The following is a 12,457-nucleotide window of genomic DNA, read 5'->3' on the forward strand; positions in this document are numbered from 1 at the left end:
GGGCAAGCCATGATGAAGTCGTGGAAAATGACTGTCGCGCTGGCGATGACGGGTGCGGTCCTCTGGGGCGCCCCCCTCTTTGCGGCGAGCGATCACCCTACCGTTCCGGCGGTCGTGGTCGCGCAGGCGGCCCCGCCGGCCGGAACCGCAGGCCAGGGCACCCATGAAGCCGCCCCGGCGGCTCACGGCGCTGCAGCGGGTGCTGCGGACGACGGGCATGGCAAGAAGAGCCACTTCCCGCCCTTCGACGCCACCACCTTCGCCTCTCAGCTGCTCTGGCTCGTCCTGAGCTTCGGCCTCCTCTACCTCCTGATGAGCCGCGTGGCCCTGCCGCGCATCGGCCGCATCCTGGAGGAGCGCCACGACCGCATCGCCGACGACCTCGAGGAAGCGGCGAAGCACAAGGCCGAAAGCGAGGCCGCCCAGGCCTCCTACGAAAAGGCCCTCGCCGAGGCCCGCGCCAAGGCCAATGCCATCGCCGGCGAAACCCGCAACCGGCTCGCCGCCGATTCCGAAGCCAACCGCAAGTCGCTCGAAGCCGGGCTCGCCGCCAAGCTGGTGACCGCCGAACAGAGCATTGCCGCCACCAAGACCGAGGCCCTCACCCATGTGCGGGGCATCGCGGTGGACGCCACCCACGCCATCGTCTCGACCCTCATCGGCACCAGCGCTGCGCAGGCCGACGTGGAGCAGGCCGTGGACGGGGCGCTCGTCAAGAAGGACGCGGCCTGATCGGGCCGCATCTCGGCCGCGCCCCAGCGTGCGGCCGTTTGAATTCTCCGCCGCGGCCTCAGCGGCTCTGGTGGACCCGAACGTAAGGGGCATTGCCCCGCAGATGCGGCCGTGTGGCCGCCGACGGATCTGAGGACCCTGCGATGAACGAGATGAGTCTGGCCGAGATTTGGGTCGCCGTCGCCTTTCTGCTCTTCGTCGGCATCCTGATCTATGTCGGCGCCCACCGCACCATCGCGTCGGCCCTCGACAGCCGCGGCCACCGCATCGCGGCCGAGCTTGAGGAAGCCCGCCGCCTCAAGGAAGAGGCCCAGAAGCTGGTGGCCGAGTTCAAGCGCAAGCAGCGCGAGGCCGAGGCCGAGGCCGAATCCATCGTCACCGCCGCCAAGGCGGAGGCCGAGCGCCTCGCCTCCGAGGCCAAGGCCAAGCTTGAGGATTTCGTCACCCGCCGCACCAAGATGGCGGAAGACAAGATCGCCCAGGCCGAGCTTCAGGCCGTGGCCGACGTGAAGGCCATCGCCGCCGACGCTGCCGCCAAGGCCGCCGAGGTCCTGCTGGGCTCCGCCGCGCGCGGCGACGTGGGCGACCGCCTCATTTCCAACGCCATCGGCGAAGTGAAGTCCAAGCTGAACTGATCGCCTGCAGGCGTTTCGATCCCCATGCGGGCCGCCTTCGGGCGGCCCTTTTGTTTTTGGCCGCGGGCGAACCGGCACCGGGGAACGGCCCGCGCATCCTTTTCCCGGCAGGATCTCCCGCTCGGCTTGGCAGGGCCACCGTTTGTCTCGCCGGGAAAGCCGGTATGGCCGGGCAAAGCGCCGAATGCACCAAACCGGCCAGCTTGCAAGCCCGCCAACCGTGGCGCGCCCTGTCGCGCCCACGCGCCGCGGCAACCGTTGGCCCCCGCTGCTGCACCACGCCTTGAAACCGACGCCCGTCTGGTTCAATGCTAGCGCATGTGCCGTCAGGTTCAGATCGCATCCATCGACCATCCGGCGTCGCGTCCGGCGCCCTGGTCCCGCCGCCGGGGCACACGCACCCGTGCGGACCTGTCCGCGCGGCACCTGTCCGCACGCCACGGGTCCACACGCCACGGACCGCTGCGCGCAGGCCTTGCCGTTCTCGTCGCCCTCGTCACCCTGGGCCTGGCCCTTGCGGCCGACGCCGGACGGCCGGCCCTGGCGCAGGCCGATTTCTTTTCCTTCCTGCGTCCCCCGGGCTCGGTCCCGCAGGCCGCGCCCAAGCCGCAGCGGCCGGGCCAGAATTCCGGCTGGTGGCCGTTCCAGCCCCAGCCCCGGTACGAACAGCCGCAGCAACTCCCGCAGCAACAACCCAAGCGCCCGACCGCTCCGGCCGAGCCGGAGGGCGTCGTCTACGGCTCCGCCGACGCCGCCGTACAGGGCAAGCGCGCCGCCCCGAACCAATTCGTGCTGGTGATCGGCGACCGGCTCGCCGCCCAGCTCGCCCAGGGGCTGGCCGACGCCTATGCGCCCGACCGCGCGCGTATCGCGGTCATCGAAAATGCCACCGACGACAGCGGCTATCTGCCGGCACCGGTGGACTGGATCACCCGCGCGCCCGACGCCATTGCCGCCGCGCGCCCCTCGGTGACGGTGATTGCCCTCGGCTCCGAGGATCTGCAGCCCATCAAGGATGGGGACGCGTTGGTCCAGCCCCTCAGCGAGCGCTGGATGGAGCTCTACGGCAAGCGCGTGGACGAGGTGCTGACCGCCGTGCGCGACAAGGCCGGACGGGTGATCGTCACCGGCCTCGCCCCGGTGGCGAACACGGCGCTCTCCGACGACTATGCCAAGCTCAACGAGCTGCTGCGCACCCGCGCGGCGCGGGCGGGCGTCGCCTTCGCCCATGTGTGGGACGGCTTCGTCGACGAGGACGGCAAGTATCTCGCCAACGGCCCGGCGGTGGACGGCCAGCGGCGCCGCCTGCGCTTCAACGATGGTGTCCGCTTCACCCGCGCCGGCGGACGAAAATTGGCCTTCTTCGTGCAAAAGGACATCAACCGCATGCTGGCGGAGCCGGGCAAGTCCCCGGCTGCCGGCGATGGCACCACCCCCGCCATCAGCACGCGGCCCGCCGCCCTCGCCGGTCCCCCGGTGCCCGCAAGGACTCCGGACCCCATGGCGGTGTCGGCCAGCGCCAATGCCGCAGCCCGGGTGCTGAAGGAGGGCATCGCGCCTGCCCCCGTGCGCGGACGGGCAGACGATTTTTCCTGGCCGCCGCCCGGCAGCGAGCCCGCCGCCGCGCCAGCCGCCGCCCCCGCGCGGTAGGCGCGGTAGGCGCGATCGGTCCGCCGGCCGGCGCGGGGCCTGCCGCGCCCGTCCAAGGTCGCATGCCGCAGCGCGGTAGAACCCCTTTTCAAAGCACAGGCGTCGCATTACCGATTCGGTACGGTAAGGTGTGGATCGCGCTCTCACCTTAAGCCGTGAGACCGTGTGGCCCGATCCGCTTGCGATGCAAGCAGATCGGCCGCGCTCAAGACCTGCATCGTGCGAAGGGAGTCCCCATGGGTGCCGAAGCTGGAGCCGCCATTGCCATCCGCCCGCGCCGCAGCGTCCTCTACATGCCGGGCTCCAACGCCCGCGCGCTGGAAAAGGCCCGCACCCTGCCCGCGGATGGCGTGATCCTGGACCTTGAGGACGCGGTGGCGCCCGACGCCAAGGCGGAGGCCCGCGCCCGCATCGTGGACACGGTGAAGGCCGGCGGCTTCGGCCCGCGCGAGGTGGTGATCCGCATCAACGGCCTCGATACGCCGTGGGGCTCGGACGACCTGGAGGCCGCCGCCGGCGCGACGCCCGACGCCATCCTGGTGCCCAAGGTCGAGACCGTGGAGCAGTTGGTCACCGTCGGCCGCCGGCTGGAGGCGCTGAAGGTGCCGCAGACCACGCGGGTCTGGGCCATGATCGAGACGCCGCTGGCCATCCTCGACATCAAGGCCATCGCCCAGGCGGCGCAGGACCCGCTGACCCGCCTCACGGTCTTCGTGCTCGGCACCAACGATCTCGCCAAAGAGACGCGGGCGGCGCTGGTGCCCGGCCGCGCGCCCATGATGGGCTGGCTGAGCCTGGTGGTGGCGGCCGCGCGGATCTATGGCGTGGACGTGCTCGACGGCGTGTGGAACCAGTTCCAGGACCTCGACGGCTTCAAGGCCGAATCGGCCCAGGCCGTGGAATTCGGCATGGACGGCAAGACCCTGATCCATCCGAGCCAGATCGAGCCCTGCAATATCGCCTTCTCGCCCCCCGAGGCGGAGGTGGCCCGCGCCCGCGCCATCATCGCCGCCTTCGCCTTGCCGGAGAATGCGGGCAAGGGGGTGATTACCCTCGACGGCCGCATGGTGGAACTGCTCCACGCGGAGATGGCCAAGCGCACGGTGGCCCTCGCCGACGCCATCGCCGCCCGCGCCTGAGGCCAAAGCACGAGGTCCGGAGCACCATGTCCCAGCCCGCCGCGTCCAAGCCCTTCCGCATTGTCATGCTGGCCTATCCGCGCATGACCCAGCTTGATCTCACCGCTCCTTTCGAGGTGTTCGCGCGCCTGCCCGGGGCGCGGCTGGAGATTGTGGCCGAGAGCTGCAAGCGGCCGGTGGTGGACGTGGCGGGCCTCGCCATCATGGCCAATTCCACCTTCAACGAGGTCGCCGGCTGCGACCTCCTGTTCGTGCCCGGCGGCCCCGGCCAGCTGGAACTGATGGATGACGGGCCGACGCTGGATTTCCTGCGCCGCATGGCGGTTCAGGCGCGCTACGTCACCTCGGTGTGCACCGGCTCGCTGATTCTCGGCGCGGCGGGGCTGCTCACCGGCTATCGCGCCACCAGCCACTGGCTGTCGCTGGACCAGCTGGCCCTGCTCGGCGCCATACCGGTGGAGGAACGGGTGGTGGTGGATCGCAACCGCTTCACCGGGGCCGGGGTGTCGTCCGGCATCGACCTCGCGCTGGCGCTGGCCGCCGAGATCGCCGGGGAGGACGAGGCCCGGCGCATCGCCCTCGCCATCGAATACCAGCCGGCCCCCGCCTTCCCGCCCCGCGACCGGGAGGACCCCCGCCTCGTCGCCGAGGTGCGGGAGAAGACGCGCGCCTTCCAGGACAAGCGCGTCGAGGCCGCCCGCCGCGCCGGCACCCGGCTCTGACCCCGCTCCAAAGCGACCTGCTATCGTTTCAGGATAGGACCCATGAAGCTCTATCGCTACCTGACCGGCCCCGACGACGCGGCCTTCTGCAAGCGCGTCTCCGCCGCCCTCAACAAGGGGTGGCAGCTGCACGGCGCGCCCACCCTGACCTTTGATCCGCTGCAGGGGCGCGTCATCTGCGGCCAGGCCATCGTCAAGGAGGTGGAGGGCGCATGGTCCGACGACGTGGTGCTGTCCGAGCACTGACGCCGGCATCCGGACACGGGGCCTGCGCGGAAAGGCGCCTCAGGCGTCCCGCGCCATAGGCTTCGCGTCAGGCGGCGTCCGCCGTAAACTTCAAACGTCAGGCGGCGTCCGCCGTAAACCTAAAAAGTCAGGCGGCGTCCGCCGCCGGGCCATGGGCGGGAATGAGCACCACGGCCACGTCCACCTCGTCGCCCGCCTGCTTGAATTCATGCTTCACCGCATCGCTCAGCCGGGCGACGACGGCGCGCGTCTTCGCCACCGTCCAGTCGCCCTCGAAGCCGAGGTGCAGCTCCACGAACATCTTGCCACCGAACTGCCGGGTGCGGATGTCCCCCAGCTCGTCGAAATCGTCGAAATGGCTGGTGAGCACCTTGAGGATACGCAGCTGCCCCGCCTCGTCGATGGCCTGGTCGAGCAGCGAGGCCACCGAATTCGAGAGCATGGCGAAGATGTTGTAGATCATGAAGCCGATGACGACGAACGATGCCACCGGATCGAGATAGTACATCCAGGTCACGTTGTTGAAGATCGACAGCACCACGGTGACGATGAACACCGAGCCCGAGGAGATGGCCGAGACCAGATGCACCCGCGCCTGCGCCGCCAGCACCGGCGAGCGCGTCTCATGGGCGAGGCGGGTGGCCTTGCGGTTCAAAATCGTGTTGCCGATCACCGCGGCCGCGGTGACGAAAAGGCCCAGCTCCGCGCCGCTCACCCCTTCAGGATGCATGAGGCGCATGATGGCATTGGAGCCGGCGATGAAGACCAGCACCGTCTGCAACAGGGCGATCATCAGCTCGGCGAGGTTTTCCAGCTTGCCGAGCCCGTAGGCGTAACGCCCCGCCTGGGCGTTGTGGGCGATCTTCAGCACCAGCCAGCAGGCGGTGAGCGCGGTGAGGTCGAAGGACGTCGCCAGAAGGTCGGTGAGGATCGCCGCCGAATTGGTGAGCGTGGCCGCAAGGATGTAGAAGGGAAACAGGCAGGCCGTGAAGATCATGGCCTGAAACGACAATTTCTGGCTCGCCGAACCCGACACCCCTGCCCCCTTTGTCGAATGGCGCCGCCACCCACAGCGCCTTACCCCCATGAGGACCATCAGGCGGGCCGCGTCAAGCCGTCAGACCCGATCCGGCTCGGGCTGCGATCGGCTCGGCTGTTGCGTCGCACCGCGCCGCTCTGCAACATGGCGGGACACGGGGGGATGAAGATGAGCAAGACCAACCGCGGCAATTTCTTCGAGGATTTCAGCGTCGGCCAGGTGATCCGCCACGCGACCCCGCGCACCGTCACGGTCGGTGACGCGAGCCTCTACAGCGCCCTCTACGGCACCCGTTTCGCCGTACAGTCGGCCGACAGCTTCGCGCAGGCCATCGGCTATCCGCGCGCGCCCGTGGACGACCTGCTGGTCTTCCACGTGGTATTCGGCAAGACGGTGCCGGACATCTCCCTGAACGCGGTGGCCAATCTGGGCTATGCCGGCGGGCGCTTCCTCGCTCCGGTCTATCCCGGCGACACGCTGACGGCCGTATCCGAAGTGATCGGCCTGCGGGAAAATTCCAACGGCCAGAGCGGCGTGGTCTATGTGCGCTCGGTGGGCTTCAACCAGGACGGCACCGAGGTGCTGGACTATGTGCGCTGGGTGATGGTGCGCAAGGCCGATACCGCCCGCCCGGCACCCGAGCCGGTGGTGCCCAAGCTGCCCGCGGCGCTGGCGCCCGACGCCCTGGGCAACGCCGTGCCGCTGCTCGACATCGAAGGCTGGCGCAACGACCTGTCCGGCTCGGAGGCCCGCTTCGCCGATTACCAGGTGGGTGAGCGCATCGACCATGTGGACGGCATGACGGTGGAGGAGGCGGAGCACATGATCGCCACCCGCCTCTACCAAAACACCGCCAAGGTGCATTTCAACCAGTTCACCGAGGGCCAGGGCCGGTTCGGCCGGCGGCTGATCTATGGCGGCCACGTCATCTCGATCGCCCGCGCGCTCTCCTTCAACGGCCTCGCCAACGTGTTCCATGTGGCGGCCATCAACGGCGGACGGCATGTGGCGCCCTTGTTCGCGGGCCTCACCGTGCACGCCTGGACCGAGGTGCTCGACGCCCAGCCCCTGCCGGGCCGTGAGGACGTGGGCGCGCTGCGCCTGCGCACCATCGCCACCAAGGACCGCCTCACCGGCGATTTCCCTGCCAAGGTCGCCACCGAGACCGGTGAGGATTATGACCCGAGCGTGATCCTCGACCTCGACTACTGGGCGCTGATCCCGCGCTGATCGGCGGCCGCCGCCGGGCGCACCACTGCGCCCGTGCGGTTGCCCCGCAGCGGGGACGGCGGCGGCAGCGGCACCGCGCCGGGCCGCGACGGTGCAGTGACCGCGCCAAGGCGCGACGGGGCCGTGGCCGCGCCGCCGAAGGCGGACATGAACCGCCAGATTTCCTCACCCGAATCCACGTCGCGGCTGCGCAGGCCCAGGAAAGGCGTGGCGAGGTCCGGCCTGGTGTCCACCCGCGCCGGCGGCTGGTGGCCGCCACGCTCGATACTGATGAGCTCCACCGCCGACCCGTCCCGACAAGCGTCCCAGCGCCGCAGCGTCGCCGCGGTCACGTCGGTCAGGTCGAGATGGGGCAGCTCGCGCTGGGTCGAAGCGCCGCACCCGTTGATGCGGGCAAACAGGCGCGCGCTCTCCGGCGCCGACAGGGTGGCCCCCACCGGGGTCCAGAAGCCGGCATAGGCGATGACGGAATCGGCGGTGCCGTGGATGAACTGGATGGGGACCGGCCGGTCGGGCTTGCATTCCTCCCGGTAATTGGCCGGGGCCGTGGCCATGATGGACGAATAGGCGGCGAACAGCTCCGCATGCTCGCAGGCCATGCGCTGCACCATGAAGCCGCCGTTGGAAATGCCGGTGAGGTAGATGCGCGCCGGATCGGCGATGCCGTCCTCCGCCAGCCGATGGGCGAGCGCCACCAGGAAGGCCACGTCGTCGCCGGGTTGCAGCATCATCTTGAGGCGCATGGCGGCGGGCCGCCCGTCGTTCCACACCCGCCCCTCGCCTTCCGGATAGACCGCGACGAAGCCGTGAGCGGCGGCGGAGGCATCGAGCCCGAAATAGGCGCGGAAGCTCTCCGGCGTCTGCGCCGCGCCATGGAGCGCGATCACCACGGGCGCCGGCCCGCTCACCCCCTCCGGCGTGACCACCATAAAGCGCCGCTCCTCGCCATTGGCCGACAGCCGCAGGTTGCGCACGGTGTCCGCCCACGCGGGGAGAATCATGAACATCGCTCCGAACAGCACGAGAACACGGGCGAGCCCGCTCATCCCACGCTGCACCCGACCCGGTTGTGGTTGACGCCGGGCGAAAATCGAGCGGACGCCCGCCGGGCGGGGCGGCGAAGCCGCAACAGAACAGGCCATGACAGAAGAAGCCATTCACGAAAAAGAAAAATCAGCAACCGGAGCAGGCCCGGCCGATGGGCCGGAGGCATGCCCCGCAAATACGGCAGGCGGGCGGCGCTCCTGTGGCTCCCGCGCCACAGTTTCGCCCCGACCGACCTGCTTTTGACATAAATCAAACTTTCGAAGGATCGGCGGCGCGAAGTGTTGCCTTATGGTTTTATCGATCAAAGTGCGCGGGAGCGGGGCAATGAAGAAGTTCGGTCTGGGTGCCATTGTTGCGGCGGGCATCGCCGCCTGTTCGGTCGGCGGCGCGTCTGCGGCGGACCTGTCGACCCCCGCTTACAAGGCGGCTCCGGTGGTCGAAGCTCCGCTGAGCCCCTGGCAGATCCGCGTTCGCGCGCTCTACGTGATGCCGGAAAGCGGCGGCTCGGTGGACGGTATCCTCGGCTCCGACCTCAGCTATTCCGACTCGGTGGTGCCTGAGCTCGACATCACCTACTACTTCACCAAGAACATCGCGGCCGAACTCATCCTCGGCGTCACCCCCCACGACATCAACGGCGCGGGCACCATCTCCAGCCTCGGCCAGGTGGGCAAGGTGTGGCTGCTGCCGCCGACCCTCACCCTGCAGTACCACTTCACCGATTTCGGGCCGTTCAAGCCCTATATCGGCGCCGGCGTGAACTACACCGTGTTCTTCAATCAGGATGCGAAGAACACGGCGTTCTCCAGCGTCGACGTGCACGACACCTGGGGCCTCGCCCTGCAGGCCGGCTTCGACTGGATGATCGACCGCCATTGGGGCATCAACGTCGACGTGAAGAAGCTCTTCCTCGAGCCCAGCTTCACCCTGCAGACCGCGGGCGGCAGCTACCTCACCGGCGGCGCCGACCTGAACCCCTGGATCTTCGGTACGGGCGTCACCTACCGCTTCTGATCGGTTCTTCCAGACCCGAACCAAGAGCCGCACGAAAGAACAGCGCCGGTCTTCCGGCGCTGTTTTTGTGTGTGCAGCGCACTCTCGCGAGCGCCGAAGCGTTGGCAGCGCAGCAATCCGCCGCGACACAAAAACGGCATGCAACGATCATCTAATTGCGGTGCGCGACGTATCCGGTTTTAAAGCCACGCCAAGGTGCTTTGGAATCGTTGCGAAGTGCCGACGATTGAGATACCTGATCGGTCGATTTTTTGGAGGAGGCCCCATGGCCGACAGCCCTCAGCGCGTTGATCGCCCCCTTTCGCCCCACCTACAGATCTACCGTCCGCTGTTTACGATGATGATGTCGATTGTGCATCGCATCACCGGCATCGGGCTCTATTTCGGCACGGTGATCCTGGTCTGGTGGCTGCTTGCCGCCGCCACCTCCCCCTCGGCCTTCGAGAGCTTCCGCGCCATAGCGGGCTCGCCCATCGGGCTCATCGTGCTGTTCGGCTACACCTGGGCCCTGCTGCACCATGCCTTCGGCGGCGTGCGCCACTTCATCTGGGATTTCATCCACGGCTTCGGCCCGCAGGAGCGCGTGCTCCTCGCCAAGGCCAGCCTGGCCGCCTCCGTGGCGCTGACCGTGATCCTCTGGATCGTCGGCCTGGTCGTGAAGGGCTGAGGAGGATCACATGAGCAACACCCCGTCCTCCGGACACACGCCCATGCGCACGCCCCTCGGCCGCGTGCGCGGCCTGGGCTCCGCCCGCTCCGGCACCGGCCACTTCTTCCAGCAGCGGGTTACCGGCCTCGCCAATCTCATCCTGATGATCGCCTTCATCGGGATCGTGATCTGCCTCGCCGGCTCCAGCTACGCGGCGACGCGCGCCACCCTCGGCAACCCGTTCGTGGCGGTGGTCATCCTGCTGACGCTGCTGTCGGTCACCACGCACATGCGCATCGGCATGCAGGTGGTGATCGAGGACTACATCCACACCGAGGCGCTCAAGGTGCTGCTGATCGTGGCCAACACCTTCTTCAGCATCGCCATCGCCCTCGCCGGCGCCTTCGCCGTTCTCAAGATCAGCCTGGGAGGCTGACATGGCCGACACCGCAACCAACGGGACCGCCGCGCCCGGCATCAACGGCGCTGCCTACCCCATCGAGGACCACACCTACGACGTGCTGGTGGTGGGCGCCGGCGGCGCCGGCCTGCGCGCCGTGGTGGGCTGCTCGGAAGCCGGCCTGCGCACCGCCTGCATCACCAAGGTGTTCCCCACCCGCTCCCACACGGTGGCCGCCCAGGGCGGCGTCGCCGCCTCCCTCGCCAACATGGGCGAGGACAAGTGGGAATGGCACATGTACGACACCGTGAAGGGGTCGGACTGGCTGGGCGACCAGGACGCCATCGAATACATGGTGCGCAACGCGCCGGCCGCCGTCTACGAGCTGGAGCACTGGGGCGTGCCCTTCTCCCGCACCGAGGACGGCAAGATCTACCAGCGTCCGTTCGGCGGCATGACCACCCATTTCGGCAAGGGCACCGCCCAGCGCACCTGCGCCGCGGCGGACCGCACCGGCCATGCCATGCTGCACACGCTCTATGGCGCGGCGCTGAAGCACCACGCCGAATTCTTCGTCGAATATTTCGCCATCGACCTCATCATGGATGAGGATGGCCGCTGCCGGGGCGTCATCGCCCTGAAGCTCGACGACGGCACCCTCCACCGCTTCCGCGCCCACCTCACCGTGCTGGCCACCGGCGGCTATGGCCGCGCCTATTTCTCCGCCACCTCGGCCCATACCTGCACCGGCGACGGCGGCGGCATGGTGCTGCGTGCCGGCCTGCCGCTGCAGGACATGGAATTCGTGCAGTTCCACCCCACCGGCATCTACGGCTCGGGCTGCCTCATCACCGAGGGCGCCCGCGGCGAGGGCGGCTACCTGACCAATTCCGAGGGCGAGCGCTTCATGGAGCGCTATGCCCCCTCGGCCAAGGACCTTGCCTCCCGCGACGTGGTCTCCCGCTCCATGACCATGGAGATCCGCGAGGGCCGCGGCGTCGGCAAGAGCAAGGACCACATCTTCCTGCACCTCGACCATCTCGACCCCGCCATCCTCCACGAGCGCCTGCCCGGCATCTCGGAGAGCGCGAAGATCTTCGCCGGCGTGGACCTGACGCGCGAGCCGATCCCGGTGATCCCGACCGTGCACTACAACATGGGCGGCATCCCCACGAACTATTACGGCGAGGTGCTGGACAAGCGCAAAGGCGATCCGGACACCGTCGTTCCCGGCCTCATGGCCATCGGCGAGGCCGCCTGCGTCTCGGTGCACGGCGCCAACCGCCTCGGCTCCAACTCGCTCATCGACCTCGTGGTGTTCGGCCGCGCCGCCGGCCTGCGCGCCGCCGAACTGGTGAAGCCCGGCGAGAAGCACCGCGAGCTGCCGGCCGGCAGCGCCGACCTCGCCATCGGCCGCCTGGATGCGAACCGCTATGCCTCCGGCGGCACCCCCACCGCCGAGCTGCGCCTCGCCATGCAGAAGGTGATGCAGAGCAACTGCGCCGTCTTCCGCACCGGCGACGTGCTGGAGGAGGGCTGCAAGCTCATCCACGACGTCTTCAAGGGCGCGAGCGACATCGGCGTCACCGACCGCTCGCTGGTGTGGAACTCCGATCTCGTCGAGACCCTGGAGTTCGACAACCTCATCGCCCAGGCCATCGTCACCATGGAGGGCGCGAACGCCCGCCAGGAAAGCCGCGGCGGCCACGCCCGCGAGGACTTCCCGGATCGCGACGACGTGAACTGGATGAAGCACACCCTCGCCTACTTCGATACCGCATCCGGCAATGTGCGGCTCGATGACCGGCCGGTGCACACCTATACGCTGTCCAACGACATCCAGTACATCGAGCCGAAGAAGCGCGTGTACTGATGGTGTCATCGCGACCGCGCGCGGCAAGGGCGGCCCTGCCCACCGCGCGCGGCCATGGCCAGAAATCCTGCGGGCGGTTAC

General features: G+C 68.7%; 13 protein-coding genes. 11 read left to right on the forward strand and 2 right to left on the reverse strand.

The features are described 5' to 3' along the window. The first annotated feature begins 114 nt into the window (after positions 1–114). The 6 genes from V5F48_RS13530 to V5F48_RS13555 all read left to right on the forward strand — a co-directional run bounded on the left by V5F48_RS13530 (position 115) and on the right by V5F48_RS13555 (position 5,124). A complete protein-coding gene (locus V5F48_RS13530; protein WP_394259198.1) occupies positions 115–732 on the forward strand; it encodes a F0F1 ATP synthase subunit B in 618 nt (205 codons plus the stop codon). A gap of 143 nt (positions 733–875) precedes the next feature. Further along, a complete protein-coding gene (locus tag V5F48_RS13535; RefSeq protein WP_394109169.1) occupies positions 876–1,367 on the forward strand; it encodes a F0F1 ATP synthase subunit B family protein in 492 nt (163 codons plus the stop codon). A gap of 318 nt (positions 1,368–1,685) precedes the next feature. Then, on the forward strand, positions 1,686–3,017 hold the full coding sequence (locus tag V5F48_RS13540; protein WP_394259140.1) for an SGNH/GDSL hydrolase family protein: 1,332 nt from the start codon (positions 1,686–1,688) through the stop codon (positions 3,015–3,017). A 236-nt stretch (positions 3,018–3,253) separates the two neighbouring features. Then, positions 3,254–4,156 (forward strand): HpcH/HpaI aldolase/citrate lyase family protein, encoded by a 903-nt coding sequence (locus V5F48_RS13545; RefSeq protein WP_394259141.1) that lies wholly within the window; start codon positions 3,254–3,256, stop codon positions 4,154–4,156. A 26-nt stretch (positions 4,157–4,182) separates the two neighbouring features. Further along, on the forward strand, positions 4,183–4,878 hold the full coding sequence (locus tag V5F48_RS13550; protein WP_394259142.1) for a DJ-1/PfpI family protein: 696 nt from the start codon (positions 4,183–4,185) through the stop codon (positions 4,876–4,878). Positions 4,879–4,920: 42 nt separating this feature from the next. Then, on the forward strand, positions 4,921–5,124 hold the full coding sequence (locus tag V5F48_RS13555) for a DUF1737 domain-containing protein (RefSeq protein WP_394109173.1): 204 nt from the start codon (positions 4,921–4,923) through the stop codon (positions 5,122–5,124). A 127-nt stretch (positions 5,125–5,251) separates the two neighbouring features. On the opposite strand, the gene V5F48_RS13560 is transcribed toward V5F48_RS13555, so the two are convergent. Then, positions 5,252–6,160, reverse strand: a complete 909-nt coding sequence (locus V5F48_RS13560; protein ID WP_394259143.1) for a cation diffusion facilitator family transporter — start codon at positions 6,158–6,160, stop codon at positions 5,252–5,254. A gap of 171 nt (positions 6,161–6,331) precedes the next feature. Between V5F48_RS13560 and V5F48_RS13565 the strand changes: the two genes are divergently transcribed. Next, positions 6,332–7,393: a MaoC family dehydratase gene (locus V5F48_RS13565; protein WP_394259144.1), complete on the forward strand. Its 1,062-nt coding sequence runs from the start codon at positions 6,332–6,334 to the stop codon at positions 7,391–7,393. On the opposite strand, the gene V5F48_RS13570 is transcribed toward V5F48_RS13565, so the two are convergent. Further along, on the reverse strand, positions 7,369–8,394 hold the full coding sequence (locus V5F48_RS13570) for a CE1 family esterase (RefSeq protein ID WP_394259145.1): 1,026 nt from the start codon (positions 8,392–8,394) through the stop codon (positions 7,369–7,371). The genes V5F48_RS13565 and V5F48_RS13570 overlap by 25 nt on opposite strands. 370 nt (positions 8,395–8,764) lie before the next feature. Between V5F48_RS13570 and V5F48_RS13575 the strand changes: the two genes are divergently transcribed. The 4 genes from V5F48_RS13575 to sdhA all read left to right on the forward strand — a co-directional run bounded on the left by V5F48_RS13575 (position 8,765) and on the right by sdhA (position 12,376). Then, positions 8,765–9,454, forward strand: a complete 690-nt coding sequence (locus tag V5F48_RS13575; protein WP_394259146.1) for an OmpW/AlkL family protein — start codon at positions 8,765–8,767, stop codon at positions 9,452–9,454. A gap of 265 nt (positions 9,455–9,719) precedes the next feature. Further along, on the forward strand, positions 9,720–10,121 hold the full coding sequence (gene sdhC / locus V5F48_RS13580; protein WP_394109178.1) for a succinate dehydrogenase, cytochrome b556 subunit: 402 nt from the start codon (positions 9,720–9,722) through the stop codon (positions 10,119–10,121). A 10-nt stretch (positions 10,122–10,131) separates the two neighbouring features. Further along, positions 10,132–10,539: a succinate dehydrogenase, hydrophobic membrane anchor protein gene (sdhD, locus tag V5F48_RS13585; RefSeq protein ID WP_394109179.1), complete on the forward strand. Its 408-nt coding sequence runs from the start codon at positions 10,132–10,134 to the stop codon at positions 10,537–10,539. Between the two features lies 1 nt (position 10,540). Next, positions 10,541–12,376 carry a succinate dehydrogenase flavoprotein subunit gene (sdhA, locus tag V5F48_RS13590; RefSeq protein WP_394109180.1) on the forward strand — a complete coding sequence of 612 codons (1,836 nt, stop codon included), beginning with the start codon at positions 10,541–10,543 and terminating at the stop codon, positions 12,374–12,376. The last annotated feature ends 81 nt before the right edge of the window (positions 12,377–12,457 follow it).

Source organism: Xanthobacter autotrophicus ATCC 700552, assembly GCF_043194565.1.
Taxonomy (GTDB): domain Bacteria; phylum Pseudomonadota; class Alphaproteobacteria; order Rhizobiales; family Xanthobacteraceae; genus Xanthobacter; species Xanthobacter autotrophicus_F.

Excerpts from the sequence above, each read along its gene's own strand:
- sdhA (WP_394109180.1), top strand. The coding sequence starts at position 10,541 with ATGGCCGACACCGCAACCAACGGGACCGCCGCGCCCGGCATCAACGGC.
- sdhC (WP_394109178.1), top strand. The coding sequence starts at position 9,720 with ATGGCCGACAGCCCTCAGCGCGTTGATCGCCCCCTTTCGCCCCACCTA.
- V5F48_RS13535 (WP_394109169.1), top strand. The coding sequence starts at position 876 with ATGAACGAGATGAGTCTGGCCGAGATTTGGGTCGCCGTCGCCTTTCTG.
- V5F48_RS13555 (WP_394109173.1), top strand. The coding sequence starts at position 4,921 with ATGAAGCTCTATCGCTACCTGACCGGCCCCGACGACGCGGCCTTCTGC.
- V5F48_RS13570 (WP_394259145.1), bottom strand. The coding sequence starts at position 8,394 with ATGATTCTCCCCGCGTGGGCGGACACCGTGCGCAACCTGCGGCTGTCG.
- V5F48_RS13545 (WP_394259141.1), top strand. The coding sequence starts at position 3,254 with ATGGGTGCCGAAGCTGGAGCCGCCATTGCCATCCGCCCGCGCCGCAGC.
- V5F48_RS13540 (WP_394259140.1), top strand. The coding sequence starts at position 1,686 with ATGTGCCGTCAGGTTCAGATCGCATCCATCGACCATCCGGCGTCGCGT.
- V5F48_RS13575 (WP_394259146.1), top strand. The coding sequence starts at position 8,765 with ATGAAGAAGTTCGGTCTGGGTGCCATTGTTGCGGCGGGCATCGCCGCC.
- sdhD (WP_394109179.1), top strand. The coding sequence starts at position 10,132 with ATGAGCAACACCCCGTCCTCCGGACACACGCCCATGCGCACGCCCCTC.
- V5F48_RS13550 (WP_394259142.1), top strand. The coding sequence starts at position 4,183 with ATGTCCCAGCCCGCCGCGTCCAAGCCCTTCCGCATTGTCATGCTGGCC.
- V5F48_RS13565 (WP_394259144.1), top strand. The coding sequence starts at position 6,332 with ATGAGCAAGACCAACCGCGGCAATTTCTTCGAGGATTTCAGCGTCGGC.